The sequence below is a fragment of the Thermosynechococcus sp. HY596 genome (genome assembly GCF_030518715.1).
Lineage (GTDB): Bacteria > Cyanobacteriota > Cyanobacteriia > Thermosynechococcales > Thermosynechococcaceae > Thermosynechococcus.
In genome coordinates this window covers 1,214,479-1,238,246 of the sequence record NZ_CP130346.1, presented here as the reverse complement: position 1 = coordinate 1,238,246, position 23,768 = coordinate 1,214,479, and the positions used below count along the sequence as shown (strand labels likewise).

The 23,768-nt window shown below is 53.6% G+C and carries 30 protein-coding genes; 21 read left to right on the top strand and 9 right to left on the bottom strand.

All coding sequences use genetic code 11. The features are described 5' to 3' along the window. The first annotated feature begins 44 nt into the window (after positions 1 to 44). Genes QYC28_RS06300 through gap form a run of 3 tightly spaced genes read left to right on the top strand, consistent with a single transcriptional unit; the run spans position 45 to position 3,026 of the window. Positions 45 to 1,592 carry an NAD(P)H-quinone oxidoreductase subunit N gene (locus QYC28_RS06300; protein WP_302680021.1) on the top strand — a complete coding sequence of 516 codons (1,548 nt, stop codon included), beginning with the start codon at positions 45 to 47 and terminating at the stop codon, positions 1,590 to 1,592. A 52-nt stretch (positions 1,593 to 1,644) separates the two neighbouring features. Further along, positions 1,645 to 1,980, top strand: coding sequence for a rhodanese-like domain-containing protein (locus QYC28_RS06295; protein WP_149819186.1), 336 nt, complete (start codon positions 1,645 to 1,647; stop codon positions 1,978 to 1,980). 23 nt (positions 1,981 to 2,003) lie between these two features. Beyond that, a complete protein-coding gene (gap, locus tag QYC28_RS06290) occupies positions 2,004 to 3,026 on the top strand; it encodes a type I glyceraldehyde-3-phosphate dehydrogenase (protein ID WP_302680019.1) in 1,023 nt (340 codons plus the stop codon). Here the strand turns inward: gap and QYC28_RS06285 are convergent. Further along, positions 3,023 to 3,658, bottom strand: a complete 636-nt coding sequence (locus QYC28_RS06285) for a 1-acyl-sn-glycerol-3-phosphate acyltransferase (protein ID WP_149819182.1) — start codon at positions 3,656 to 3,658, stop codon at positions 3,023 to 3,025. The genes gap and QYC28_RS06285 overlap by 4 nt on opposite strands. Beyond that, the gene (gene fabD / locus QYC28_RS06280; RefSeq protein ID WP_190278269.1) at positions 3,655 to 4,545 is read right to left on the bottom strand and encodes an ACP S-malonyltransferase; all 891 of its coding nucleotides are present in this window, start codon (positions 4,543 to 4,545) and stop codon (positions 3,655 to 3,657) included. Before fabD ends, QYC28_RS06285 begins: the two co-directional genes overlap by 4 nt. A 106-nt stretch (positions 4,546 to 4,651) precedes the next feature. On the opposite strand from fabD, the gene rpsP reads away from it, so the two are divergent. From rpsP to QYC28_RS06260, 4 genes are read left to right on the top strand one after another with little or no spacing between them, the layout of a single operon-like run. Beyond that, positions 4,652 to 4,903, top strand: a complete 252-nt coding sequence (gene rpsP, locus QYC28_RS06275; protein ID WP_149819178.1) for a 30S ribosomal protein S16 — start codon at positions 4,652 to 4,654, stop codon at positions 4,901 to 4,903. Positions 4,904 to 4,906: 3 nt separating this feature from the next. After that, on the top strand, positions 4,907 to 5,257 hold the full coding sequence (locus tag QYC28_RS06270) for a KH domain-containing protein (RefSeq protein WP_149819176.1): 351 nt from the start codon (positions 4,907 to 4,909) through the stop codon (positions 5,255 to 5,257). 3 nt (positions 5,258 to 5,260) lie between these two features. Then, positions 5,261 to 5,434 (top strand): 30S ribosomal protein S21, encoded by a 174-nt coding sequence (gene rpsU / locus QYC28_RS06265; protein ID WP_015126245.1) that lies wholly within the window; start codon positions 5,261 to 5,263, stop codon positions 5,432 to 5,434. Between the two features lie 9 nt (positions 5,435 to 5,443). Next, on the top strand, positions 5,444 to 6,466 hold the full coding sequence (locus tag QYC28_RS06260; protein WP_149819174.1) for a PhoH family protein: 1,023 nt from the start codon (positions 5,444 to 5,446) through the stop codon (positions 6,464 to 6,466). On the opposite strand, the gene QYC28_RS06255 is transcribed toward QYC28_RS06260, so the two are convergent. Together QYC28_RS06255 and QYC28_RS06250 are read right to left on the bottom strand one after the other, a co-directional pair. Then, positions 6,411 to 7,133, bottom strand: a complete 723-nt coding sequence (locus QYC28_RS06255; protein WP_149819172.1) for a superoxide dismutase — start codon at positions 7,131 to 7,133, stop codon at positions 6,411 to 6,413. The genes QYC28_RS06260 and QYC28_RS06255 overlap by 56 nt on opposite strands. Before the next feature lie 54 nt (positions 7,134 to 7,187). Further along, positions 7,188 to 7,469, bottom strand: coding sequence for a hypothetical protein (locus QYC28_RS06250; RefSeq protein ID WP_149819170.1), 282 nt, complete (start codon positions 7,467 to 7,469; stop codon positions 7,188 to 7,190). A 238-nt stretch (positions 7,470 to 7,707) separates the two neighbouring features. Between QYC28_RS06250 and QYC28_RS06245 the strand changes: the two genes are divergently transcribed. Then, complete coding sequence (locus QYC28_RS06245) at positions 7,708 to 8,454, top strand: hypothetical protein (RefSeq protein WP_286627078.1); 747 nt, start codon at positions 7,708 to 7,710, stop codon at positions 8,452 to 8,454. Positions 8,455 to 8,525: 71 nt separating this feature from the next. On the opposite strand, the gene QYC28_RS06240 is transcribed toward QYC28_RS06245, so the two are convergent. Next, the gene (locus QYC28_RS06240) at positions 8,526 to 8,711 is read right to left on the bottom strand and encodes an NblA/ycf18 family protein (protein WP_024125509.1); all 186 of its coding nucleotides are present in this window, start codon (positions 8,709 to 8,711) and stop codon (positions 8,526 to 8,528) included. A 204-nt stretch (positions 8,712 to 8,915) separates the two neighbouring features. On the opposite strand from QYC28_RS06240, the gene lpxD reads away from it, so the two are divergent. Further along, positions 8,916 to 9,932, top strand: a complete 1,017-nt coding sequence (gene lpxD / locus QYC28_RS06235; protein ID WP_149819166.1) for a UDP-3-O-(3-hydroxymyristoyl)glucosamine N-acyltransferase — start codon at positions 8,916 to 8,918, stop codon at positions 9,930 to 9,932. Positions 9,933 to 10,045: 113 nt separating this feature from the next. Beyond that, positions 10,046 to 11,005 (top strand): hypothetical protein, encoded by a 960-nt coding sequence (locus tag QYC28_RS06230; RefSeq protein ID WP_149819164.1) that lies wholly within the window; start codon positions 10,046 to 10,048, stop codon positions 11,003 to 11,005. Here the strand turns inward: QYC28_RS06230 and QYC28_RS06225 are convergent. From QYC28_RS06225 to QYC28_RS06215, 3 genes are all read right to left on the bottom strand, one after another. Further along, positions 11,002 to 12,144 carry a histidine kinase gene (locus tag QYC28_RS06225; protein WP_149819162.1) on the bottom strand — a complete coding sequence of 381 codons (1,143 nt, stop codon included), beginning with the start codon at positions 12,142 to 12,144 and terminating at the stop codon, positions 11,002 to 11,004. The genes QYC28_RS06230 and QYC28_RS06225 overlap by 4 nt on opposite strands. A gap of 114 nt (positions 12,145 to 12,258) precedes the next feature. Next, positions 12,259 to 12,585 carry a hypothetical protein gene (locus QYC28_RS06220; RefSeq protein WP_149819160.1) on the bottom strand — a complete coding sequence of 109 codons (327 nt, stop codon included), beginning with the start codon at positions 12,583 to 12,585 and terminating at the stop codon, positions 12,259 to 12,261. Continuing rightward, positions 12,582 to 13,562: a hypothetical protein gene (locus tag QYC28_RS06215; RefSeq protein ID WP_190278267.1), complete on the bottom strand. Its 981-nt coding sequence runs from the start codon at positions 13,560 to 13,562 to the stop codon at positions 12,582 to 12,584. The genes QYC28_RS06220 and QYC28_RS06215 overlap by 4 nt, the downstream gene beginning before the upstream one ends. A 162-nt stretch (positions 13,563 to 13,724) precedes the next feature. Here QYC28_RS06215 and QYC28_RS06210 point away from each other — a divergent pair, with 162 nt between their 5' ends. From QYC28_RS06210 to QYC28_RS06180, 7 genes are all read left to right on the top strand, one after another. Next, complete coding sequence (locus tag QYC28_RS06210; RefSeq protein ID WP_286627074.1) at positions 13,725 to 14,024, top strand: TMEM165/GDT1 family protein; 300 nt, start codon at positions 13,725 to 13,727, stop codon at positions 14,022 to 14,024. Positions 14,025 to 14,158: 134 nt separating this feature from the next. Then, a complete protein-coding gene (locus tag QYC28_RS06205; protein ID WP_149819154.1) occupies positions 14,159 to 14,620 on the top strand; it encodes a Fur family transcriptional regulator in 462 nt (153 codons plus the stop codon). A 5-nt stretch (positions 14,621 to 14,625) separates the two neighbouring features. Then, on the top strand, positions 14,626 to 15,270 hold the full coding sequence (locus tag QYC28_RS06200; protein ID WP_149819152.1) for a pentapeptide repeat-containing protein: 645 nt from the start codon (positions 14,626 to 14,628) through the stop codon (positions 15,268 to 15,270). 271 nt (positions 15,271 to 15,541) lie between these two features. Continuing rightward, positions 15,542 to 15,877 carry a hypothetical protein gene (locus QYC28_RS06195; protein WP_149819148.1) on the top strand — a complete coding sequence of 112 codons (336 nt, stop codon included), beginning with the start codon at positions 15,542 to 15,544 and terminating at the stop codon, positions 15,875 to 15,877. A 203-nt stretch (positions 15,878 to 16,080) separates the two neighbouring features. Beyond that, positions 16,081 to 17,001, top strand: coding sequence for a bifunctional methylenetetrahydrofolate dehydrogenase/methenyltetrahydrofolate cyclohydrolase FolD (folD, locus tag QYC28_RS06190; RefSeq protein WP_149819146.1), 921 nt, complete (start codon positions 16,081 to 16,083; stop codon positions 16,999 to 17,001). A 10-nt stretch (positions 17,002 to 17,011) separates the two neighbouring features. After that, positions 17,012 to 17,935: a geranylgeranyl diphosphate synthase CrtE gene (gene crtE, locus QYC28_RS06185; protein WP_149819144.1), complete on the top strand. Its 924-nt coding sequence runs from the start codon at positions 17,012 to 17,014 to the stop codon at positions 17,933 to 17,935. A 51-nt stretch (positions 17,936 to 17,986) separates the two neighbouring features. Next, positions 17,987 to 18,436, top strand: coding sequence for a divergent PAP2 family protein (locus tag QYC28_RS06180; RefSeq protein ID WP_149819142.1), 450 nt, complete (start codon positions 17,987 to 17,989; stop codon positions 18,434 to 18,436). 15 nt (positions 18,437 to 18,451) lie between these two features. Here the strand turns inward: QYC28_RS06180 and QYC28_RS06175 are convergent, their stop codons facing one another. Further along, positions 18,452 to 19,882 carry a mannose-1-phosphate guanylyltransferase/mannose-6-phosphate isomerase gene (locus tag QYC28_RS06175; protein ID WP_149819140.1) on the bottom strand — a complete coding sequence of 477 codons (1,431 nt, stop codon included), beginning with the start codon at positions 19,880 to 19,882 and terminating at the stop codon, positions 18,452 to 18,454. 257 nt (positions 19,883 to 20,139) lie between these two features. Here QYC28_RS06175 and ndhO point away from each other — a divergent pair, with 257 nt between their 5' ends. From ndhO to QYC28_RS06155, 4 genes are all read left to right on the top strand, one after another. Then, entirely contained in the window at positions 20,140 to 20,352 is a 213-nt protein-coding gene (gene ndhO, locus QYC28_RS06170) for a photosynthetic/respiratory NAD(P)H-quinone oxidoreductase subunit O (RefSeq protein WP_149819138.1), read from the top strand. A gap of 110 nt (positions 20,353 to 20,462) precedes the next feature. After that, on the top strand, positions 20,463 to 21,818 hold the full coding sequence (locus tag QYC28_RS06165; protein WP_149819136.1) for a folate/biopterin family MFS transporter: 1,356 nt from the start codon (positions 20,463 to 20,465) through the stop codon (positions 21,816 to 21,818). Beyond that, positions 21,815 to 23,278 (top strand): carotenoid oxygenase family protein, encoded by a 1,464-nt coding sequence (locus QYC28_RS06160; protein ID WP_286627070.1) that lies wholly within the window; start codon positions 21,815 to 21,817, stop codon positions 23,276 to 23,278. The genes QYC28_RS06165 and QYC28_RS06160 overlap by 4 nt, the downstream gene beginning before the upstream one ends. A 3-nt stretch (positions 23,279 to 23,281) precedes the next feature. After that, entirely contained in the window at positions 23,282 to 23,764 is a 483-nt protein-coding gene (locus QYC28_RS06155) for a CYTH domain-containing protein (protein WP_302680018.1), read from the top strand. Positions 23,765 to 23,768 lie beyond the last annotated feature (4 nt).

Sequence of the window (23,768 nt, the reverse complement as noted above, 5' to 3'; positions counted from 1 at the left end):
GAGTGATAAGATATGGGGGATTCCATCAAGGCGCGTAAAGAGTTATGGATTTGGTGACACTGGCCGGACAGCTGAATGCAGGCACCATTTTGCCGGAAACCATCGTGATTGTGACGCTGCTTGTTGTCCTCCTAGCAGATTTGATTCAGGGACGCCAAGCCGATCGCTGGACCCCCTACTTTGCCATTGTCGGTTTAGGGGGAGCGATCGCCACGATGATTCCCCTGTGGACTCAGCCCGACACCGTCAGTTTCTTTGGCAGCTTTATTTCTGATCACCTCAGCCTCTTCTTCCGGGGACTGATTGCCCTTTCAGCCTTGGGCACGATTCTCATGTCCATTCGCTATGTTGAGCAAACCGGCAGTTCCCTCGGCGAATTTATGACCATCCTCTTGACCGCCACGGTGGGTGGCATGTTCATTGCCGGTGCCCAAGAACTGGTGTTTATCTTTGTGGCGCTAGAGACCCTGAGTATTGCCTCCTATCTGCTCACCGGCTACACCAAGCGCGATAGCCGCTCCAACGAAGCCGCCTTGAAATATCTCCTGATTGGTGCGGCCAGTTCTGCCATTTTCCTCTATGGATCGTCACTGTTGTATGGCCTCTCCGGTGGGTACACCCAATTACCAGAAATTGCCCAAGCTCTCTCTGGGGAATCCTTGGGTCTGGTGGTGGCCTTAGTGTTTGTTATTGCTGGCATTAGTTTCAAAATTTCAGCAGTGCCCTTTCACCAATGGACGCCCGATGTTTATGAGGGTGCCCCTACGCCTGTGGTTGCCTTTCTCTCCGTTGGCTCCAAAGCGGCTGGGTTTGCCCTTGCCATTCGCTTTTTGACCTTGGCCTTCCCCAGTGTCACCGATCAGTGGCAACTCATCTTTACGGTGCTGGCGATCCTCAGCATGATTCTCGGCAATGTGGTTGCCCTTGCCCAAACCAGCATGAAGCGGATGCTCGCCTACTCCTCCATTGGGCAGGCGGGGTTTGTGATGATTGGTTTTGTCGTTGGCACTGAGGCAGGTTATGCCAGTATGCTCTTTTACCTGCTGGTGTACCTCTTCATGAACCTTGGCGCCTTTACCTGTGTGATTCTCTTCTCCCTGCGCACGGGTACCGATCAAATTAGTGAGTATGCCGGCCTCTATCAAAAAGACCCCCTGCTCACCCTCGGCCTGAGCCTCTGTCTGCTTTCTCTGGGGGGGATTCCTCCCTTGGCCGGCTTTTTTGGCAAAATTTACCTCTTCTGGGCGGGTTGGCAAGCCGGTGCCTATGGTCTGGTGCTGCTGGGTCTATTAACGAGTGTGATCTCGATTTACTACTACATTCGTGTTGTCAAGATGATGGTGGTCAAGGAACCCCAAGAAATGTCCCTAGCTGTGCAAAATTATCCCGAGATTTCTTGGTCAACCTTTGGCATGCGTCCTTTGCAGGTGGGTCTAGTGATGACGGTGATTGCCACCTCCTTGGCGGGTATCTTGGCCAATCCCCTCTTTAACTTGGTGAATACGGCAGTACTAGATGTGCCCCAAGTGGCTCATCAACCGACGGCGATCGAGGTGGCCTACCAAAACCTACCGCCGGCAGGTAAATCTTAAGGATGACTTTAGTACGATTCCCGATCTATCCCCCTAGAATCAAGGGGAAGCCATGCTAGGACAAATCACAGTGGTGGAATTAGCGCAACGCCTAGCCACAGAGGCGGATACCTTGCAACTCATTGATGTGCGGGAACCAGAGGAGTGGGCGATCGCCCATCTTCCTCACTTTACGCCTTTGCCCTTGAGTGCGTTTCCCCAATGGTCGCCCCAAATTTGCCAGCTCTTTGATCCAGATCGGGAAACCTTGGTACTCTGCCACCACGGTGTGCGATCAGCGCAAATGGGTCACTGGTTGATTCAGCAGGGATTCCGTAATGTGAAAAACATTGTCGGTGGTATTGATGCCTATGCTGCGGCAGTGGATCCAACCCTACCCCGTTATTAGTTGATTGCCTTGGGAGAGTTTTCATGACCTTGAAAGTCGGTATTAATGGCTTTGGCCGCATTGGCCGCTTGGTGCTACGGGCGGGTCTCGCCTACGACAATATTCAGTTTGTCGGCATTAACGATCTCGTGCCTGCGGATAACCTTGCCTACCTCTTTAAGTACGATTCCACCCACGGCATCTATCCGGGAACCGTCAAGGCCACGGCAGAGGGCATCGAAATTGATGGTAAGTTCATTCCCTGTACGGCCATTCGCAATCCCGCAGAACTGCCTTGGGGATCGGTTGGCGCCGACTACATTGTTGAATCCACTGGCCTATTTACTGGCTATGAGGGGGCGGCTCAGCATTTACAAGCGGGTGCCAAGCGGGTGGTGATTTCAGCCCCCACCAAGGATGCCGATAAGGTGAAAACAATTGTCGTCGGTGTTAATGATGCGGCCTTTGATCCAGCGGTGGATGTGATTGTCTCCAATGCCAGTTGCACCACAAATTGCTTGGCACCGGTGGCCAAGGTCCTACATCAAACCTTTGGGCTAGCTGAGGGCTTGATGACCACGGTGCACTCTGTCACCGCAACCCAACCGACGGTGGATGGTCCTAGTAAGAAGGATTGGCGCGGCGGCCGCGGGGCTGGCCAAAATATTATTCCGGCGTCTACCGGCGCTGCTAAAGCGGTGACACTGGTGTTGCCCGAACTCAAGGGCAAGTTGACGGGGATGGCCTTTCGCGTACCCACACCCGATGTGTCGGTGGTGGATTTAACCTTCAAAACTGAGAAGGCCACGAGCTATGACGAGATTTGTGCGGCAATGAAGGCAGCGGCTGAGGGGGATCTCAAGGGGATTCTCGGCTATACCGAAGAGGCGGTTGTCTCCAGTGATTTTATCGGTGATGGCCGCTCCAGTATCTTTGATGCCACAGCGGGGATCCAACTCAATGCCAATTTCTTTAAGGTGGTGGCTTGGTACGACAATGAGTGGGGCTATTCCTGCCGTGTGGTAGATCTCCTCAAATTGATGGCCGCTAAGGATGGTCTGCTCTAGCGACCCAAGTCATGGAGACGGTGGATCACTTCGCAGCAGTGCTGTGTGACTGCTTCTAGGGCAGGGCGATCGCCCGAAGCTGGGGGCGGAATGGGAGCACCAATGCGCACTGTAATGGGAACGGGTCGGGGAAATCCACCTTTTTTGAGAATCTCTTGGGTTCCCCAAAGGCATACGGGCAATAAAGGCGCCTGAGCTTTGGCGGCAATGAGTGCTGCCCCCAATTTCGGATCATAGATGCGCCCATCTTTCGTGCGCGTGCCCTCCAAAAAGACCCCCACTGCCCAACCCTGTTCTAGAGCTTTGAGGGCGGCCTGCAATGCGCGGCGATCGCCGGCTCCCCGCTTCACAGGATAGGCACCATACCACCGAATCAATGTCCGAAAAATGGGAATCTGGAATAATTCCTCCTTGGCCATCCAAGCCACCGGTCGGCGCACACAGTTAGAAATCAGGGGTGGATCAAAGTAGCTGGCATGATTGGCTACCACCACCAGTGGCCCTCGCAGCGGTACCTGATGGGCACCATAGATGCGCCCGCGAAAGTAGGTGTGCAGGAGTGGACTCACCACTGACCATTTGAAAAGATGGTAGAGGAGCAGGCTGATCAGCGGCTCGCGATCGCGACTCACCCAAGGCTCTCCAAACTAGCGATCGTGGCAATGCTGGTAACGGTGATCTCTGGGGTCGTGCGTTTAACCAAGCCTGCCAATACGTTGCCGGGACCAATTTCAAAGGCTTGGGTCACCCCCGCTGCCGCAAGGGCATGACAGGTGTCCACCCACCGCACAGAGCCGGTCATCTGCGATCGCAAGCGTGCCTTGATCACCGCTGCATCCGTTGTCGGTTCAGGTTCGACATTATTCAAAACGGGAAAGATCGCCTCGTGGAAGGTGCACTCCTCCAGCAGCGTAGCAAACGTGGCTGCCGCCTCCGCCATAAACGGGGAATGAAAAGCCCCACTCACATTCAAGGGAACCGCTCGCTTCACCTTAATTTTGCCTAGCACCGCGTCCACCGCTGCCGGCAGCCCCGAAATCACCACCTGCCCCGGATGGTTATCATTGGCCAGAACCACATTGGCTGTGCTGGCGATCGCCTCTTGCAACTGCTCGCGGTCAAAGCCAATCAAGGCCACCATCTTGCCCCCCCCAGCGGCATTCATCAGTTCGGCTCGCCGCTGCACTAACTTCAGTCCTGTTGTAAAGTCAAAAACCTCCGCCGCATAGAGGGCAACATATTCGCCGAGACTATGCCCCGCAACAAAGTCCGCTTTTGCCCCCTGTTCCTTGAGGGCATCCACAAGCAAGCTCTCCACCAGAAACAAACTCGGCTGGGTATAGAGGGTTTGATCTAAGTTACCGATACGACCTGCACAGCACTCAATGACCGACCACCCCAAAATCGCCGCTGCCTGTGCGCACCGCTCCTCGGCTGGGGGATAGGCCGTCAGCAAATCCGCCATCATTTCTGGATGTTGCGACCCTTGGCCGGGAAATAACCATGCTGTCTTTGTCATCGGCAGTGCTCAACTCGAACCGCAATCTACTTTACCCGATTTGGGATGTCCGTTATACTAGAAAATTGTCGATAAAAATCTGCCCCTTTTATCTCCATAGGCTGACATGATTAAACTGCGTCTCAAACGCTACGGCAAAAAACGGAACGCCACCTATCGGATTGTGGCGATGAACAATACCGATCGCCGCGATGGGCGTGCCCTCGAAGAATTGGGCTTCTATGATCCGATCCGTGATGAAGTGCGCCTCAAGGAAGAGGCTATCAAGCGGCGTTTGGCGCAGGGCGCACAACCCACAGATACCGTGCGGCGGCTGTTTGTCAAAGCAAATCTTCTCCCCGAAACTGCCAAAAAATAGGCAATGACTGAGTCGGCTGCCCCCAACTACGCTGCCTTGATTCGCTTCCTGCTGGAACCCTTTATGGAAGCACCGGAAACGCTACGGCTGCATGCGGAATTTTCCCCTGCCAATTCTCGCATCTGGGTACGCCTTGCCTTTGCTGGCGAGGATAAGGGACGGGTCTATGGCCGTGGCGGTCGTAATCTCCATGCCATTCGAGCAGTTCTACAGGCTGCTGCCCAAGCCGCCGGTCAGCAGGTTTACTTAGATGTCTATGACGATGCCAAAAGTACGCCTAAAATAGATCATCAAGGGAGCGATCGCCCCCGGCGATTCCGTCGTTCTTATCCATCATCAAGGAGGCAAAGTTAGCGCGTGTCTGAAGTGCGTTTAGGTGAAAACGAATCCATTGAGTCCGCTCTACGGCGATTCAAGAAAAAAATCCAAAAAGCGGGCATTCTTTCGGAAGTCAAACGGCGTGAACGTTACGAGAAACCCAGCCTGCGCCGCAAACGCAAACAGGAGGCCGCCCGCAAGCGCAATCGCTAAGCCTTGGGTATGACCACGAGGGAAAGCCTCACGATTGATCTCCACAGCACTGAGAGTGCGATCGCCCTTGTCGGTGAGCAAGAAGCCAACCTGCGCATCTTTGCCGCCCAAACAGGGGCGACCCTTGTTTTAAGGGGGCGGGATCTCTACATCACTGGTACCCCTGCTCAAATCCAACTCTGCCAACAACTGATTCAAGACCTCGGTACCCTCTGGCGCGAGGGGCGTCCTGTGTCTGGGGTAGATATTCTCACCGTCCGCCATGCCTACGACACCCAGCAGCGGGAAGCCCTCCAAGAGCTGCAACAGGATATTCTGGCTCGCACCCGTCGCGGCGACATTATTCGTGCCAAAACCTTTCGCCAGCGCCAGTACATTCAAGCCATTCGCAGCCACACACTCACCTTTGGCATTGGGCCAGCGGGCACCGGCAAAACCTTCTTGGCCACCGTTCTAGCCGTCCAAGCGCTACTGTCGGGTACTTATGAGCGGTTGATTTTGACACGGCCTGCGGTGGAAGCAGGGGAGCGGCTCGGCTTTTTGCCGGGAGATTTACAGCAAAAAATTGATCCCTATTTGCGTCCCCTCTACGATGCTCTCTACGAACTAGTGGAGCCAGAGAAAATTAGTAACCTGATGGAGCGGGGGGTGATTGAAGTGGCTCCCTTGGCCTATATGCGAGGGCGTACCCTCAATAATGCCTTTGTCATCCTCGATGAGGCCCAGAACACCACCCCTGCCCAGATGAAAATGGTCTTGACCCGCATTGGTTTTAACTCCTGCTTGGTGGTAACGGGGGACTTGACACAAACCGATCTACCAGAACATCAAACCTCCGGCCTCAGTGTGGCCACGAAAATTCTCAAAGATGTCGAAGGGATCGCGTTTTGTTATCTAACCAAGGGGGATGTGATTCGCCATCCCCTTGTCGAGCGAATTATTGATGCCTACGATCGCCATGAGCAGGCCTTGCTTACTAAGTCAAAAGAGCGCGCATCTGGGCGTAGCGATCGCTCAGCCAAGGCCAATTAACCACCTGCCACCAAGCCTCTAGGTACTGATCGCGACGGTTGCGATAGGTCAGGTAGTAGGCATGCTCCCACAAATCATTGCCCAAGATCGGCACTTGCCCTTGCATCAGCGGCGAATCTTGGTTCAGTGTGGTGGTAATGGCCAGATTTCCTTGGGGCGTCAGCACAAGCCAGACCCAGCCACTGCCAAAGTGCTTTAGACCTGCCTGCTGAAACTGGGTTTGAAACGCTGAGAACGAGCCAAAGGTGGCTGCAATTGCTGTGGCCAACTCCCCCGTGGGTTCACCGCCCCCATTCGGTGCCATACTTTGCCAAAAGAGGGAATGGTTGGCATGGCCGCCGCCGTGGTTGCGCACGGTTTGTTGGATGGCGGTGGGTAGTTGGCCAATGTGACGCAGGAGGTCTTCGATGGCTAGGCCGTGCCATTGACGGTAGGGTGTTAGTGCCTTGTTCAGCGTCTTCACATAGGCCGCATGGTGTTTGTCGTGGTGTAGCTGCATCGTCTGCGCATCAATCACTGGCTCTAGGGCATCGTAGCCGTAGGGCAAAGGCGGCAGCGTATAAATTTCTGACGGCTCACCTTCAGCCACGGCTGGGCGCGATCGCAACCAGAGTGTAGCGGCACTGCCGACGAGAAGGCCAAGGGTTTGACGACGGGTTAGGGGCATAGCGAGTACGTGAAATGTTCCCGCTAATAGTTTAAGTCTTTAAGTTCCGCAGGATTATTCTTGGCGCAGTAGGAGTTGTTGAGCTTGGCTGGGTGTCAGGAGTTGGCCATCCACTTCAATTTGCAGCACCTTGTCAGCGGATGGTTGCAGCGTCGTACTGGCCTCACGGCGGTCTTTAGAACGCCACTGATTTTGCCAAAGGCGGTTCATTTCCGAGGATTCAAAGCCAGTGGTCGGGGAAATGGGATTAAAGATCGGGGGCAGGGGAGTCGCCAACGTGGCCAAGGGATAACATATCCCCAGCAACACCACGCTCAGCAGCAGTGGACAAGTCATAAGTCAATACCTCTTGGGAGCGATCGCAAATAATTTTTACAGTAGGCTTCTTCTAACCGCTTATTTTTTTCACCAAGGTCAGCCCTCATTCTTATTCTTATTATATCCTCTGGAACTAAAGTCCTTTTTGGGTTTTTTCCCTCGTACTGAAGCGTTGAGGCTACCAAGCTTCTGTATTGTTTCCTAAGTTATGATGGTAAGGTGTACGCACCAGTTTGTTGGCAATTATCAATCCAGAATGACACAGGCATACACCCCTGAAGATGTTTGGCGATTATTGGCAGAGCTACTGGAGGCTCAAAAGGAAACAGAACGCCGATTTCAGGAAACCGAGCGACAATTTCAAGAAACAGATCGGCGATTTCAAGAGACTGACCGGCGTTTTCAGGATCTTGAACAGCGATTTCAGGAAACGGCTCAACGTTTTCAAGAAACAGACCGGCTTTTTCAGCAGACTGAACGGCAATTTCAAGAAACAGATCGGCGGTTCCAAGAGACTGACCGGCGTTTTCAAGAAACGGAACGGTTGCTCCGAGAAGAAGCACGGCAGCTCAACCAACAAATTGGCAAACTGGGCAATCGCCTTGGGGAGTTTGTGGAGTGGCAAGTCCGCCCAGCCGTGTTGCGCTTATTTCAGAGTCGGGGAATTGCTGTTTCTCAACTCTACAGTGATGTGATTCTTCAAGACGGCAACGAGAGTTTAGAAATTGATCTGTTGGTCGTTAACACCGATGAAGCCGTTCTCGTCGAAGTGAAAACAAAACTTAGCCAAGGGGATGTTGATGAGCATTTAGAGCGGATTGCGAAATTTCGCCGTCTAGCTCACCAGTATCGTGGCACGAAACTCTTGGGTGCCGTGGCAGGGATGATTGTGCCGCCCGAGGTGGCTCGCTACGCTTATCGGCAAGGTTTGTTTGTGTTGGCGCAGTCGGGGGATGGGGTGACGATTCTCAACGACCCGCAGTTTCAGCCCCGTGCGTGGTAGGCCACTATCCCCTACTTGATTCGACGGAGGAAGCAAGGTGGAGAAAGAGGTCCGTCCCACACATGTGTGACCTAGGCAGCGCGTTTGACCAAGGAGCGAATGACGTTGTCTTTCATCATCAATAGGCGAGAGGCTTGCAACAGTAGCTCACGAGCTTCCTGAAGGCTCATGGCACTCACTTGCTCCTCCATCACCCGCATTTGAAACTCCTGTTCAAAGCTGAGGTCAACATTCAGTTCGGGGAAGCGTTGCTCCATAGAATGTACTCCTTACTCCATGTTATCGGGCATACGTGTTAAAAAATATAACAAACACATTGACAAAGTTGCCACTCAATGAATATCACCCGTGCAAAGGATAAAATGTTCAGCATGAACGATTTCACTAAATTCTTGATTGGTTTCACAAACGAGACCTGATAGACTGAGCTAAAACTTAAGTTCGATGATGAGGACGGCAAGATGCGGTTGGCAGAGGTGGCTGAACGGTTTGGGGCAACCCTCGACTGTCCAGAGCAGGGCGATCGCCCCGTTTTGGGGGTAGCCCCCCTCGAAACAGCAACAGCAACAGACATCTCCTTTCTAGCCAATCCGAAGTACACCGCTCTATTGCAGACCACGGCAGCGGCTGCTGTGTTTGTCCGTCCCGATTTTCAAGGGGAAGCAGCCTGTCCCCTGCTGCGGGTGCCCCATCCCTACCTTGCCTTTGCCAAATGTATTGAATGGTTTTATCCGCAACCCAAACCCTCCGCCAAAATTCACCCGACGGCAATTCTGGGAGCCAATGTCGTCTTGGGAGCTGAGGTGACCATTGGTGCCTATACCGTGATTGGCGATCGCGTGCGCATTGGCGATCGCACGATAATTGATAGTCATTGCACGCTCTACGATGATGTGGTGGTTGGCGCCGATTGCCGTATCTATAGCCACTGTGCCTTGCGGGAGCGGGTGCAATTGGGCGATCGCGTCATTCTGCAAAACAGTGTCGTTCTGGGTAGTGATGGTTTTGGCTATGTGCCTCTGCCCGATGGTCGCCACTATAAAATTCCCCAAGTGGGCACCGTGGTCATTGGCAATGATGTGGAAATCGGTGCCGGCACAACGATTGATCGCGCCACCTTAGGGGAAACCAGCGTGGCGGATGGCACGAAAATTGACAACCTGACAATGGTGGCTCACAACTGCACCATTGGTGAAAATTCGATTCTCTGTGCCCAAGTGGGCTTGGCCGGGTCGACCCACATTGGTAATCACGTCGTCCTTGCTGGGCAGGTGGGGGCAGCGGGTCATTTGACCATTGGCGATCGCACCATTGTCTCCGCCAAATCCGGCATCAGTAGCTCTGTCCCCCCAGATAGCCGCATGGGGGGGATTCCAGCCATGGATCAAACCCTCTACCTCAAGGTTTCAGCCGCAGTGAAGCAACTGCCGGATCTCCTCAAGCGAGTGCGCCAATTGGAAGCAAAGGTAAGGGGATAGCATAGATATTCTAACCACCCTCTATAGTGGAATTAAGGGCTAGGGTTGCCTTTTGGATCGTTCATCATGGGGTGAGGGGCAATGGGTCACACGAATCTGCGACACTAAAGCTTATGACTCCTCCAGCAGCCATTCGATTACTGCCCAGTGATCAGGAATTGTTCCAAGCGCTCCTTGGCTACCATGAACTGACAATCAAGGCAGACAAGCAAGCAGCCTTACTTACCTTGCTCCAGCGCGATCGCGCCCAAGTCATTGTCAAAAGCATTGCCCAAGCTGCCTTTCCCCAAACGGCCTTTAACTTTGCCCTCTGGATGCTCAACCATGACTTGGTGACACTGGATTGGCTCTACGACATCACCTATCGCATTTCCACCCAGGGCTGTCAAGAAACCATTGATTTGGGATTGCTCTACGGCAGTCTCAAGCACTTAAGTGCAGGGGATCAAGCCATTGTCTTGGGTCAAACCGATGCTGCTCTTAAGGCCATTCGCCTTGATGACTTGGATCTAGCAACCTTGATTACGACATTGGAACCGGGGATAGCCATTAGTTTGCTCTCTTGGTTTGTCACCTTTAAGAAAATCACGACAGTGGATCTGGAATACATCAGCCAAATTGTCCAGAAGGTGAAACCTACCGCCGAACCACCCCAAGAGACCACTGAGATTCACTCCCAACCCCTCGTCCCTGAACCCCACATCATTGAACTCACCCTTGAAGACAAATTACTGGATTTGAATTTGCAATTGGGGGGCACAGAAACAGAGATTCTACCCAAGGTTTTGGATCGCTTTTTATTTCGGCGCACCCGTGAAGATAAGGTGGTCTATCGTCCCAATACACAGGTGGTACGCCTTGCCTGCGTTGGCGAAGAGCGCCGTGACATTCCTGTGCCAGTGCGCAGTGCCAAAACATGGCCACCGGGAGTCTATGTGATCTATCGCGAGCAGGAATCCCTACAACTGATGCGCTTGCCAGATAACGAGTTCTACGAAATTTTGCCCTTCGGGCCTGATCCCTATCTGCGTGCTGAAACGATCGCCCGCATGGTCAAGGAAGGGCAGCGCTAGCTATAAACGGGCAGTGTGAAGTGAAAGCAACTGCCTTTTCCCGGTTGGGAGTCCACCCAAATCTGGCCGTAGTGCATACGAATAATTTGGCGGCAAAGGGCAAGGCCAATGCCATAGCCTTCAATGGTGCGATCGCGATCGAGGCGAACCGTCTCGCCAAAAATTTTTTCCTGCTGCTCAATGGGAATACCGGGGCCAGTGTCACAGACGGTAACTTGTACTTTTTGAGTCATGCGGTGAAAGGCACTGAGGTGAATTTTGCCCCCTGCAGGAGTGTATTTACAGGCATTGTCCAGCAGGTTGACAAGGACCTGACGAATGCGATCGCCATCGCCATAGACCAAGGGTAAATCCAAGGGAATGTCGGTGGTAAAGTGCTGCTTTTTACGTTCAAAATTGAGGCGCACATCCTCAACCGTTTCTTGGCACAGTTGTCGCAGATCCAGTTGCCGTGCCATAATTTGCAGTTTGTCTTGGGGCCCGCGCGCCGCTAAGAGTAAATCCGTAATCAGTTGTCCCATCATCTGGGTTTGACTGCGGGCATGGTGAAACAGGCGTTGGATGTCCTCAATATGGAGTTGCTGAGTGCTCTCTTCCTGAAGGTTGGCTTCGAGGGTTTCAAGGGCAATGCCAACAGCAGTGAGGGGGTTACGCAACTCATGGGCCAGCAAGCCAATAATCCGATCTTTGAATTGCAGTTGTTCGGCAAGGCGATCGCGCTCTTGACGCAGTTGAAACAGCTCATCCTTGAGGCGGCTGAGTTCCATGGAGCAATCGGACTGCTCCGCTGCCGACTTTTGCATATCTGCCTGTAGGCCAAGAGCCACTTCCCGCTGCCAGCGCGGCCACCAATAGTCCACCTTTTGCAGTAGCTTGCGACCAGCAAGGGTTTGACGCGGTTCAGGGCGGACTTTAATCAAGGCAGGCGTGGCAACCAGCTTGTACTCCTCTAGGAGATAGGGCTGCTCACCTATGGGCACCACTTTTAACTCAAAGCCAAAGTTCGAGGGCAGTTGCTGAATGTGGGCTTGAATAGCAGCGGTTTCCTCTTCATCGCCCGGACGATTGGCAACAAACAGGAGCAAACTGAGCGGCGGTGTCGTTTCTTGGGTAGAACTGGCATCCGCAGACGCTTTCATTGAATCACCGGTGAGTATTCTCAAGGGCAATGAATGGCGCTTCCTGGACAGGAAACACTAGAGAGCAATCAAAAGATTAACTAAATGTTAGCGGATTCTCCCTCGCAACCCAACTTAAGATTGCTGGCCATCCCGCCGGCCAAGTTCGTAGATTGCCCCACCGATCGTTGCCATCAGGCCTAAACTCAAGGCCCAACTTTGCCCCAAGCCCAAACTACAGAGGATAAAGCAACCCGTCCCCACCAGAATAAAGGGAACTAGCCCCACCATCCCTGCCCAGAATTCGGCACTTTGGTTTGCTTCACCCCCTAGCCACGTCACTAAACGCTGTATTAAGGCTTGCCCCGTGGGATAAAAGCCCCAGTACAGGGCGATCGCCCACAGACCAGACCCCGCAATGGCAATGGGGGAGAGAGAAACCTGCTGCAAATTGGGAATCATAGGAGTCCTTGAAAAATCTTGGGATCAAACATTTCTCGGAGAGATAGATAGTAGGGGGTAAAAACACTTGTATCATAGCCAGCGGCACGGGTTTGTATTTCCTTACCCAAAAGGTGCACCATTTGAAACACTAGCTCCCATGTCACATTCAGCGAAGGATAAAGCATCAAACACAGGGGAAAGAGTTCCCGTTGCAGCGCCCCAAGGCTTTGCTCCAAAAGACATACCCAGAGGTAGATTTGGAACATCTCGACATCGCGAATACTGGAAACACGCACACTGGCTTGGGTCAAAGGGCCACTAAAACAGCGGTGCTGGGGGTTGAGTTCGGCAACACGATCACAAATAGCGGTGGCGATCGCCGTGCTCTGGGGCAACAGATGGCGCACTAAAGCCAAGGCCGGATCATTGTAGTCGTAGTTGGCTGCTGCGTTATAGGCACGGTGCAAGGGCAGGTAGAGGTGATCATCAATGACTTTGAAGAAGCTACTGAGGATCGGACGTTGGCTCGTTGGTGCCACTTCTAGCAGTAATACCCCCGTGTGGTGAAACTGCATACTGACAAAGCCAATCACCCGCGGATCGACGGCAGTATAGCGGCGGCGAATCTCACTGATGGCACTAGCCAGCTTGGCGGTCATTTGCTGGGTGCCCTTGCCGGCTTCGTAGAGTTTGAGGGTGCGCTGATAAATGTCATGGATGTCTTTGGAGATGCTCCAAGGATCCACCAGTTCCGCTGGGATGCCATGGCGAATCATCTCTGCGGCCAAGAAGCCTTCGGTGCGCTGCCAAGCCTTGACACTGGCATTCCGCAATTCGGCCAAGAGCCGAGGGGCAACCACCGCTGGATCATCCTCCGCAAGGGCGGTGGTGTTGAGGTTGGTAATATAGCGCTTTGCCCAAGCCTGTGCCAGACTGCTCAAGGAGGTGGTGTCCGGTGCGATCGCGCTCGATCCGTCAGTAGTGGTATTCAACATGAGCACCTCCGCCATTTAGAACAGGGCTATAAGCAGAATTGATGTTAAGAATTGTAACTTGTTTTAAGCTGATCCTGCCACCCTGCGCCACTAGCGATCGTTGACCGCAACTGCTCATACCGTTAATCTGCCCTATAGCAGCAACATCTTTGGAGAAATTGGATGGACTGGCAATCCTTTGCCGTGAGTTTTGCGATTGTTTTCTTGTCAGAACTGGGGGACAAGAGTCAACTGGTGGCGATTACTTTAGGGAGTAATGCCCGCTCCGCTACCGCTGTCTTTCTAGGCGTGGCCTCTGGCTTGGTGTGTACAACGTTTTTCGGTGTGCTTTTGGGCAGTGGGATTGCCACATTGATCCCCGTGAAGGTGGTCAAGGCGATCGCTGCCATGATGTTTGCCTTTCTGGGGTTTTATTTGCTGTCTCAAACAGCGGCTGACAGCCTTGACAAGGAGCGAATTTGATTATAACCAAAGGATTGATTATCATAGTGACTACAGGTTAGCAAATGGATAACCCTAAAACTGCGATTTAACTGCGATAGGCTACTTAGCTAAGCAAAATCTGCTGTTTGAATTTTATTTTTTAGGATAGCGCCGTGTTCACGTCTCCTGCTCCCAGTCCCCTACCCCCCATTCGTTCCCTTGAGGATGCGATCGATCGCTGTCAGCGGCTTGGATTGCGGCTGAGTCGGCAGCGGCGTGCCATTCTTGAACTGCTCTGGGATGCCAAGGATCACCTCTCAGCGCGGCAGATCTACGATCGCCTGAATCAAGCCGGCAAAGACATCGGCCATACCTCTGTATATCAGAATCTCGAAGCCCTTTCCGAGCATGGCATTATTGAGTGCGTTGAGCGTGCCGATGGGCGCCTTTACGGCAATATCAGTGATAGCCACAGCCATGTCAATTGTCTCGATAGCCAGAAAATTATTGACGTTCACGTTGAGCTACCCCCCTCTCTCATTGCTGAGATTGAAGCAAAAACTGGCGTGAAAATCGTTGACTATCGCATTGACTTTTATGGTTATCAAAACGCTGAGGCGAGCACCCAAGGATAACTATCGTGGCCAATCCCCAACATCTTCAGCTTCTCAAGCAGGGGGTTACCGCTTGGAATCAATGGCGGGAGCAAAACAGTGATATTCGCCCTGATCTGGGACAAGCCGATCTCACTGGCGCCAATTTGGAGCTGTACAACCTCACCAATGCCAATCTCGATCAGGCAAATTTAGCGGGGGCTGATCTGCGCAACGCTTTGCTCAAGGATGCCTACATGGCTGGAGCAAACCTCTACATGAGTGACCTGATTGAGGCGGATTTGCAGGGGGCCTGTTTACAGCGGGCTACCTTAGCGGGTGCTGATCTCTACAAGTCAAATATTGCCATGGCCGATCTGCGCCAAGCCAACTTGGTGGGCACGCTACTGCGGCGAGTGAGCCTAGTGGAAGCGACCCTTGCCTATGCCAACCTCACCCGTGCCAATCTCTTTCAAGCCAACCTGCACTTGGCCGATCTCAAGAGCGCAATTTTGCAAGAAGCGATTCTCGAAAGTGCCAGTCTCATTGAGGCCAACTTTGAATATGCGGTTCTCATTGCGGCCAAGATGTCGAAGGCCAATGCCCGCCGTGCTAACTTTAAGGGGGCAAACCTCTACAAAGCAGAAATGGACGGCATGGATCTGCGGGATGCGATTCTCGATAAAGCTTAGCACCAGCAACTTGTGAAAAGGCAAGGTTCAGGCTACGTTAGAGGTGAATCATCCTCGCCTATTGCAACTCGAAAGGAATGCCTGTGACTAAAAGCATCCGTAATACAGCACGTATGGTTCTTGGTGTAATTTTTGGGATTATTGGGGTTGTCGGCTTCATTTTACCCCTAGTGCCAGGAACGCCTTTTTTGCTGATAGCGGCAGCTTGTTTTAATTCTATGGAACCTGAGGAGACCGCCAGTGCCCAAGGGAATGAATCGCCGCCTGTGGCATGAAATACTTTTTCCTCACTGAGGGGTGGCAGATTGGCCGCGTGTGGGAACCCCAAGGCCTCTGGAATGAGCAAGCGTGGCGGCGATCGCCCGTGATCACCCGTACCTGCCTCTACATCCTAGAGGGGGAGGAAAAGCTTTGGCTGTACCAAGTGGAGGAGATGGTTCTCATGGTAGAAGTGAAGCCCAGCCATCCTGACCCTGCCTCAACCATTGGCCAAGTGGTGCTTAAGCGCCTGATGAGTGCGGAGGATGTGCTGACCTACCTGTGTACCACCCCTGCCATTGCCAAAATTCAAGTGGAGCGAACCTCCCCTTCGGGCGATCGCCCCTAGCGATTCTTAAGCCTTTGGCACAATTTGTTAACTCTTCTGGCGTAATTCCCTATCTGCGGTGGCCTAGCAGAGAGAACTTGATCAATGCTAGCCTTGGTGCTCCCTGTTTGAGGTAAACTAGTTCGATGTTGTTGCCAACCGATGGAAACGCATTCGGCAACTCAACCCTAGACTTTTGTGATTGATCAATTTTAAGGTGTCCTTTGGTTGCAAACTCCGCTGCCTGCCTTGATGGCAAATCCTTAGCCCAGTCCATTGAACGCCAGTTGGCTGATCATGTGCGGACGTTTCAAGCCCAGTGGGGGCGATCGCCCGGCTTGGCGGTGTTGCGGGTTGGCGATGATCCCGCCAGTGCCGTGTATGTCCGTGCCAAAGAACAAGCCTGTGGCCGCGTCGGGATTCAATCCTTTGGTGCCCATTTACCGGCCACCATTACAGAAGCGGATTTATTGGCCAGAATTACTGAGCTAAATCAGGACGAATGGGTGGATGGCATTCTGCTGCAATTGCCCCTACCGCCCCACCTTGATCCCCGTCCCCTGCTATACGCGATTCATCCGGATAAAGATGTGGATGGCCTGCATCCCGAAAATCTCGGTCGGCTCGTGCGCGATGAACCGGGACTGCGCAGTTGTACGCCTGCTGGAGTGATGCAGCTTTTGGCCGCCTATGGCATTGATGTTGCAGGTCGCTCGGCAGTGGTCGTGGGTCGCAGTATTTTGGTCGGCAAGCCCTTGGCCTTGATGTTACTCACTGCCAATGCAACGGTGACGATCGCCCACTCGCGCACCCGTGATCTTGCCAGTGTCACCCGTAGTGCTGAGATTTTAGTCACAGCAATGGGACAGCCGCGGCGGATTACTGCCGACATGATTCGGCCGGGGGCAGTGGTCATTGATGTCGGGATTAATCGCATTCAACGCCCCGACGGTAAATCGAGTCTCTGGGGCGATGTGGACTATGAGGCTGCCTGTGCTGTGGCCAGTTATATTACCCCTGTTCCGGGGGGCGTCGGTCCGATGACCGTTGCCATGTTGTTGCACAATACTGTATGGAGCTATTGTCGCCGTCACAACTGGCACAAGCCCCTGCTCTCGTTGACCTCTATGCCGCCCGCACGCTGAGGAGTTGTTCATGATTTCCGCTGATCCCCCCCAAGTCCATCCCGCCGGCACATTTGATCTCAAGGCCTACCTCAAAGAACGCCAAGCCCTTGTGGAAGCGGCCCTCGAAGCCTCGATCCCCGTTGCCTACCCAGAGAAAATTTACGATGCGATGCGCTATTCACTGATGGCAGGGGGCAAACGGCTGCGCCCGATTCTTTGCTTGGCCACCTGTGAACTGATGGGGGGTACCGTGGAAATGGCCATGCCCACCGCCTGTGCCCTAGAGATGATCCACACGATGTCGCTGATCCACGATGATCTGCCGGCTATGGACAATGATGACTACCGTCGTGGCAAGCCTACAAATCACAAAGTCTATGGCGAAGATATTGCCATTCTGGCGGGGGATGGCTTACTGGCCTATGCCTTTGAATATGTGGTGGAACAAACGAAAAACGTGCCCGCAGAATATCTGCTGAAAATTGTGGCGCGGTTGGGGCATGCGGTGGCAGCAACGGGATTGGTGGGCGGTCAAGTGGTGGACTTGGAGTGTGAAGGGCAGCCGAACATTGGTCTAGAAACGCTGCACTTTATCCACTCCCACAAAACGGGGGCATTACTGGAGGCCTCTGTGGTTTCTGGGGCATTACTGACGGGGGCGAATGAATCTGATGTGGCTCGCCTGTCGCGCTATGCGGCAAATATTGGCTTGGCGTTCCAGATTGTGGATGACATTTTGGATATTACTTCGACCCGCGATGTCCTCGGTAAAACCGTTGGTAAAGATGTGGCCGCCCAAAAAATGACGTACCCGCGCCTGTGGGGTCTGGAAAAATCTCGCCAAGAGGCTGAACGCTTGGTGGCAGAGGCGAAGGCAGAGTTGGCTGTGTATGGGGCAGCCGCCGTTCCTTTGCAGGCGATCGCCGACTACATTACCAGTCGCAGTCATTAACGATCCCGAAGTGGGTTAGGATGGGCGCAGAGTTTGTCCTTGTCCGTAACCATGATGGACGGTCTTCGTGAGCTACTGGCTAACCATGTCCTCTGGGTCGCTTTCGCCGCCAGCGCGATCGCCCAAATGCTCAAGTTACTGATTGACATTGCCAAACACCGCAAGCTCAATTTCCGCGTTCTAGTGGAAACGGGGGGCATGCCCAGTTCCCATTCCGCCCTAGTTACTGCTCTGGCGACTGGGGTAGGGCTGCAGCGGGGCTGGGATAGCATTGAGTTTGCGATCGCCGTTGTCTTTGCCTGCATTGTCATGTACGATGCGGCCGGGGTACGCCAAGCAGCCGGTAAACAAGCCCGCATTCTCAATCAAATTGTCGATGAATTTTTCCAAGATGGGCACGAATTGGCAGAAGCCCGCCTCAAGGAGTTATTGGGGCACACCCCCATTCAAGTCATCGTTGGTTCCGCCCTTGGGGTGGCGATCGCTTGGCTGGCGGTCTAAGGGTTTGCCCAGCGGTTATTGCCCTGTCTCGCGACCATAGCGATCCTCAAAGCGGACAATATCATCTTCGCCAAGGTAGGCTCCCGACTGCACCTCGATCATTTCAAGGGGAATTTTCCCCGGATTGGCCAAGCGGTGCACAGCGCCCACAGGGATATAGGTGGACTCATTCTCCGTCAGCAGAAACGTTTTGCCATTGCAGGTAACTTCCGCTGTACCACTGACAACAATCCAATGTTCTGCGCGGTGATGGTGCTGTTGCAGCGAAAGACTCGCCCCCGGCTTGACCGTAATCCGCTTCACTTGAAAGCGATGACCCGTGTCAATGGAATCGTAATGTCCCCAAGGGCGATAGACTACGCGATGATTGTAAGCCTCACTGCGCTTTTGGGCTTGCAGTTGCTCCACCACTTGTTTCACCTGCTGTGCCGCCTCCTGATGGGCAATGAGAACAGCATCAGCGGTTTCTACAACAATGAGGTTTTCCACCCCCAGTAGGGCAACCAAGCGGTTTTGACTATGGACAAAGCAATCTTTGCTGCCATAGGTGAGAACATCGCCACGGCAACTGTTGCCAAATTCATCCTTGGGTGTCACCTCCCAGAGACTTGACCAAGACCCCACATCACTCCAGCCACACTCTAGGGGCACTACCGCTGCTTTTTGCGTCTTTTCCATCACCCCATAGTCCACCGATAAACTGGGACACTGACTCAAGGGTGCTGTGGCCAAGCGGATAAAGTCCAAATCCTCCTGTCCCTCCCGCAGTGCCAAACGGCAATGGTGCAAAATGTCTGGCTGCTGCTGTGCCAATTCTGCTAAGAAGCTCTGGGCGCGGAAGAGAAACATACCGCTATTCCAAAGGTAATGGCCATCCGCTAGATAAGCCTCTGCCGTTGCCAAATCGGGTTTTTCGACAAACTCTGCCACCCGATAGGTGTGGGCCTCACTGAGAGCTTCCCCCCGCCGAATGTAGCCGTAGCCTGTATGGGGAGAGGTGGGCGTAATGCCAAACGTTACCAACCAGTCCTTGGTGGCGGGTGCAAGTGCCCGTTGTAGCCCCTGCTGAAAGGCGGCAACATCCTGAATTAAATGATCCGCTGGTAGCACCAAAAGAATGGCATCGGTGGCGAGGACTTCTGTGACGTAGAGCGCAGCAAGGGTAATCGCAGGAGCCGTATTGCGCCCCAAGGGTTCGAGCAAAATCCGCGTTGGTGTCACCCCTAGCTCTTGAAATTGTTCCGCTACAAGGAAGCGATGGGCGTCATTGGCCACCACCACTGGCGGTTGCACTTGGGGTAAACCCTGCAAGCGTTGCCACGTTTGTTGTAGCAGACTCTGCCCTTCGGCAGTTAAGCGCATAAACTGCTTGGGATGGGCTTGGCGCGATAATGGCCAAAGGCGACTTCCGGCTCCCCCCGATAGAATCACTGGAATACAGTCCATGCAAGGTTCCCCTCACGTAATGCGACGCTTAAGCGTAGTCTATCGCCAAAGAACTTCGTCTTGGTTCAGACCCCTGTTCTTTTTGTTGCTCATTTTCTAGGGGCTACTGTTTTGGCAGTGCCCGATGAATGGCAGTGAAGGACTGAGGTGGCGTTTCCCCTTGGTTAAGGTTTGGCAATTGGATTCATCAACAGACTTAAAGCCCTTGGCGATTCTCCTTGGGATAGAATGTGGGCTGATCAGCGTTAGGGTTTCCTATGGCGATTAAAAAGGGAGATTTGGTAAAGGTCGTTGCTGAAAAATTGGCCAACAGTGTTGAGGCCTTGGCCAGTGATCATCGCTATCCCCCCTATCTCTTTGAGGGACGAGGCGAGGTGGTGGAGATTCGCGGTGACTATGCGCAGATTAAATTTCCAGTGCCCACCCCTACAGTTTGGCTGCGCCTCGATCAACTGGAGATCGCCAAATAACCCCAATTAGGGTCTCCTGCTAGCCTAGGAGCCAGTGAAGAGTACCCGTGTTAGCAATTTTCAGCGTGTCTGGATATGATGGAGGCAATGCTATTGCTTAACATTTAGTAATGTTAGTTCAACCTTCGCAACCTCAACGCTGGTTTCAGTGGCTCAAGGAGACGCTCCTTTTTGGGCAAGAACCCAGTGGCGAACTCTTAGCCATTTTGCTGGTGTATTTTGTCCAAGGGGTGTTGGGCTTAGCACGGCTGGCCATTAGCTTTTTCTTTAAGGATGAGTTGGGTCTGTCGCCGGCGGAAGTGGCGGCATTGATGGGTGTGGCTGCGCTGCCTTGGGTCATTAAGCCGGTATTTGGCCTCATTTCTGATAGTGTGCCGCTTTTGGGATTTCGTCGCCGTTCCTATCTTGTCCTGTCGGGCTTGCTGGGCTGTGGGGCGTGGTTGAGCTTGGGGACGTGGGTGGCTACCCCTTGGCAGGCAACGGCAGCGATTCTCGCAACCTCGATCGCCATCGCCCTCAGTGATGTGATTGTCGATTCACTGGTGGTTGAACGGGCACGCCAAGAATCGGCGACTGAAATGGGAACGCTGCAATCCCTAAGCTGGGCAGCGACTGCCGTGGGGGGTATCCTCACCGCTTACTTTAGTGGCCAACTGTTGCAGTGGTTTAGTCCGCGTACAGTGTTTCAAATTACAGCGGCGTTTCCGCTCTTGATGTCGGGGGTTGCGTGGGCGATCGCCGAAGCACGGGTTACGGCTCGGCCTCAACTGCGTCAGACTTGGGAGCACATCAACCGTGTGCGCCAAGCCATGATGCAAAAACGGATTTGGTTGCCGGTGGCGTTTCTCTTCCTCTGGCAAGCCACCCCCGGCTCGGAATCAGCCTTCTTTTTCTTCACAACGAATGAATTGGGCTTTGAGGCGGAGTTTTTGGGACGGGTGCGCCTTGTCACTAGCATCGCCTCCCTCTTGGGGGTGTGGATTTTCCAGCGCTACTTGAAAACGCTGCCCATTCGTACCATTTTTTTCTGGAGCACGATTCTCTCAGCCCTTTTGGGACTCTCTAGCTTGATTTTGGTCACCCACCTCAATCGCCAATGGGGCATTAGTGACCAGTGGTTTAGCTTGGGGGATAGCCTCATTTTGGCAGTTATGGGGCAGATTGCCTTTATGCCGGTACTCGTGTTGGCGGCACGGCTGTGTCCGCCGGGGATTGAGGCCACCCTCTTTGCGCTGCTGATGTCCATTAGCAACCTTGCCAATCTGGTCTCCCATGAGTTGGGGGCACTGCTGACCCACTGGCTGGGGATTACCGAGCATAACTTCGATCGCCTCTGGTTGCTGGTGCTCATTACCAACCTGAGTACGCTATTGCCCCTACCCCTGTTGAACTGGTTGCCGCAGCAGGTGCCGGCGCCCGCCTCTCAATCCTCTGTCACTGTTGAGTTGGAGCCAAGTGTCCCATGACTGGAGTTTTAGATCGCCCCTACACGATGGCGGATTGGCGGGGGGGGACCGAATCTCTCACCCAAGAATATGACTATTGGATTGAGGATGTCGAAGGTACGGTGCCCACGGATTTGGTGGGAACGCTCTACCGCAATGGCCCTGGACGGTTGGAGCGCGGGGGAGTGCCCTTAGCCCATCCCTTTGATGGCGACGGCATGATCTGTGCTTTTCGCTTTGAGAAGGGACGGGTGCATTTTCGCAATCGCTACGTGCGTACCGCTGGGTTCTTAGAGGAGGAAAAGGCCAATCGCCTTCTCTATCGCGGTGTCTTTGGCACCCAAAAACCGGGGGGCTGGCTGGCCAATTTCCTCGATATTCGGGTCAAAAACATTGCCAATACCCATGTGATCTATTGGGGGGGCAAATTACTGGCGCTCTGGGAAGCCGGTCTGCCCTACTGCCTTGACCCTGTGACCCTAGAAACCATTGGCCTCGACAACCTAGGGGGTCTCCTCAAGGAGAGGGATGCCTTTGCAGCGCATCCCCGCTTTGATCCTCAGACGCAGCGGCTCGTGAATTTTGGTGTCAAGCCCGGCCTGCGGACTCGTATTACCCTCTATGAGTTTGATGCCAGTGGTCAATGTGTCTCCCAACCTGTCTTTGAAATTCCGGGCTTTGCCTTTATCCATGACTTTGCCCTGACCCCCAACTACGCCATTGTCTTTCAAAATCCAGTGCAGTTAAATCCACTGCCCTATCTGCTGGGACTGCGGGGCGCTGCCCAGTGCATTCAATTCAATGCGCAGGAACCGACACGGGTTTGGCTGCTGCCTCGTCGGGGTGGGACTCCCCAGATGTTGACGATGCCCGCCTGTTTTGTCTTTCACCATGCCAATGCCTACGAAGCTGGGGATGAAATTCATGTGGAGTCCATTGCCTACAGCCACTTTCCCAATCTCGAACCGGGCATGGATTTTCGGGAGGTGAATTTTGCAGCGCTGCCCTCAAGCCTGCTGTGGCGGATTCAATTGAACCCCAAAACCAAGGCTGTGGATTGGCAAGTGGTGAGCGATCGCCCCTGTGAATTTCCCGTAGTGCATCCGGCCAAGGTGGGGCAACCCTATCGCTACACGTATTTGGCGGCAGGGCATGATCCGAAAACCAATGCGCCTCTCCAGGCACTGTGGCGGTGCGATCGCCAGACGGGGGAGGAACAATTTTGGTCGGCGGCACCGCGTGGCTTTGCCAGTGAACCCATTTTTGTCCCGCGGGGTCTGCAAAAGGGTGACTTTCTCTGGCAGGGTGCCCAAGGGGAAGAGGATGGCTGGCTCTTGCAGGTGGTGTATGATGCCAGTTGCCACAAATCGCAGTTACTCATCTTTGATGCGGCAGCCATTAGCGCCGGGCCAGTGGCACGATTGCGCTTGAAACACCACATTCCCTATGGTCTCCACGGTTCATTTACCACAGCGGTCTAGGCAATGGGCATCGAAATTGAGCGCAAGTTCCTTGTCACAGGCGAAGAATGGCGATCGCTGGTCACAAGTGTGTCCCAATTTGCCCAAGGCTACCTGTCCACAGTTCCTGAGCGCACGGTGCGGGTGCGTCTTGCGGGTGACCAAGCATGGATCACAATCAAGGGCAAAGCCAGCGGTGGCCAACGCCGTGAGTATGAGTATGCTATCCCCGTTGCTGATGCAAGGGAACTCCTCGCGGAATTGTGCCTACAACCCATCATCCAGAAAAACCGCTATCGTATTCCAGCGGGTGATCTGTGTTGGGAAGTGGATGAATTTACTGGCGCCTGTACTGGCCTGATTTTGGCAGAAATTGAATTGCCCCGTGCTAACTATCCCCTGACTCTACCCCCGTGGATTGGCCTTGAGGTGACCGACGACCCCCGCTATACCAATGCCTACTTAGCGGAGCACCCCTATCAGGAGTGGGCAACCGGCAATTCCTGAGATT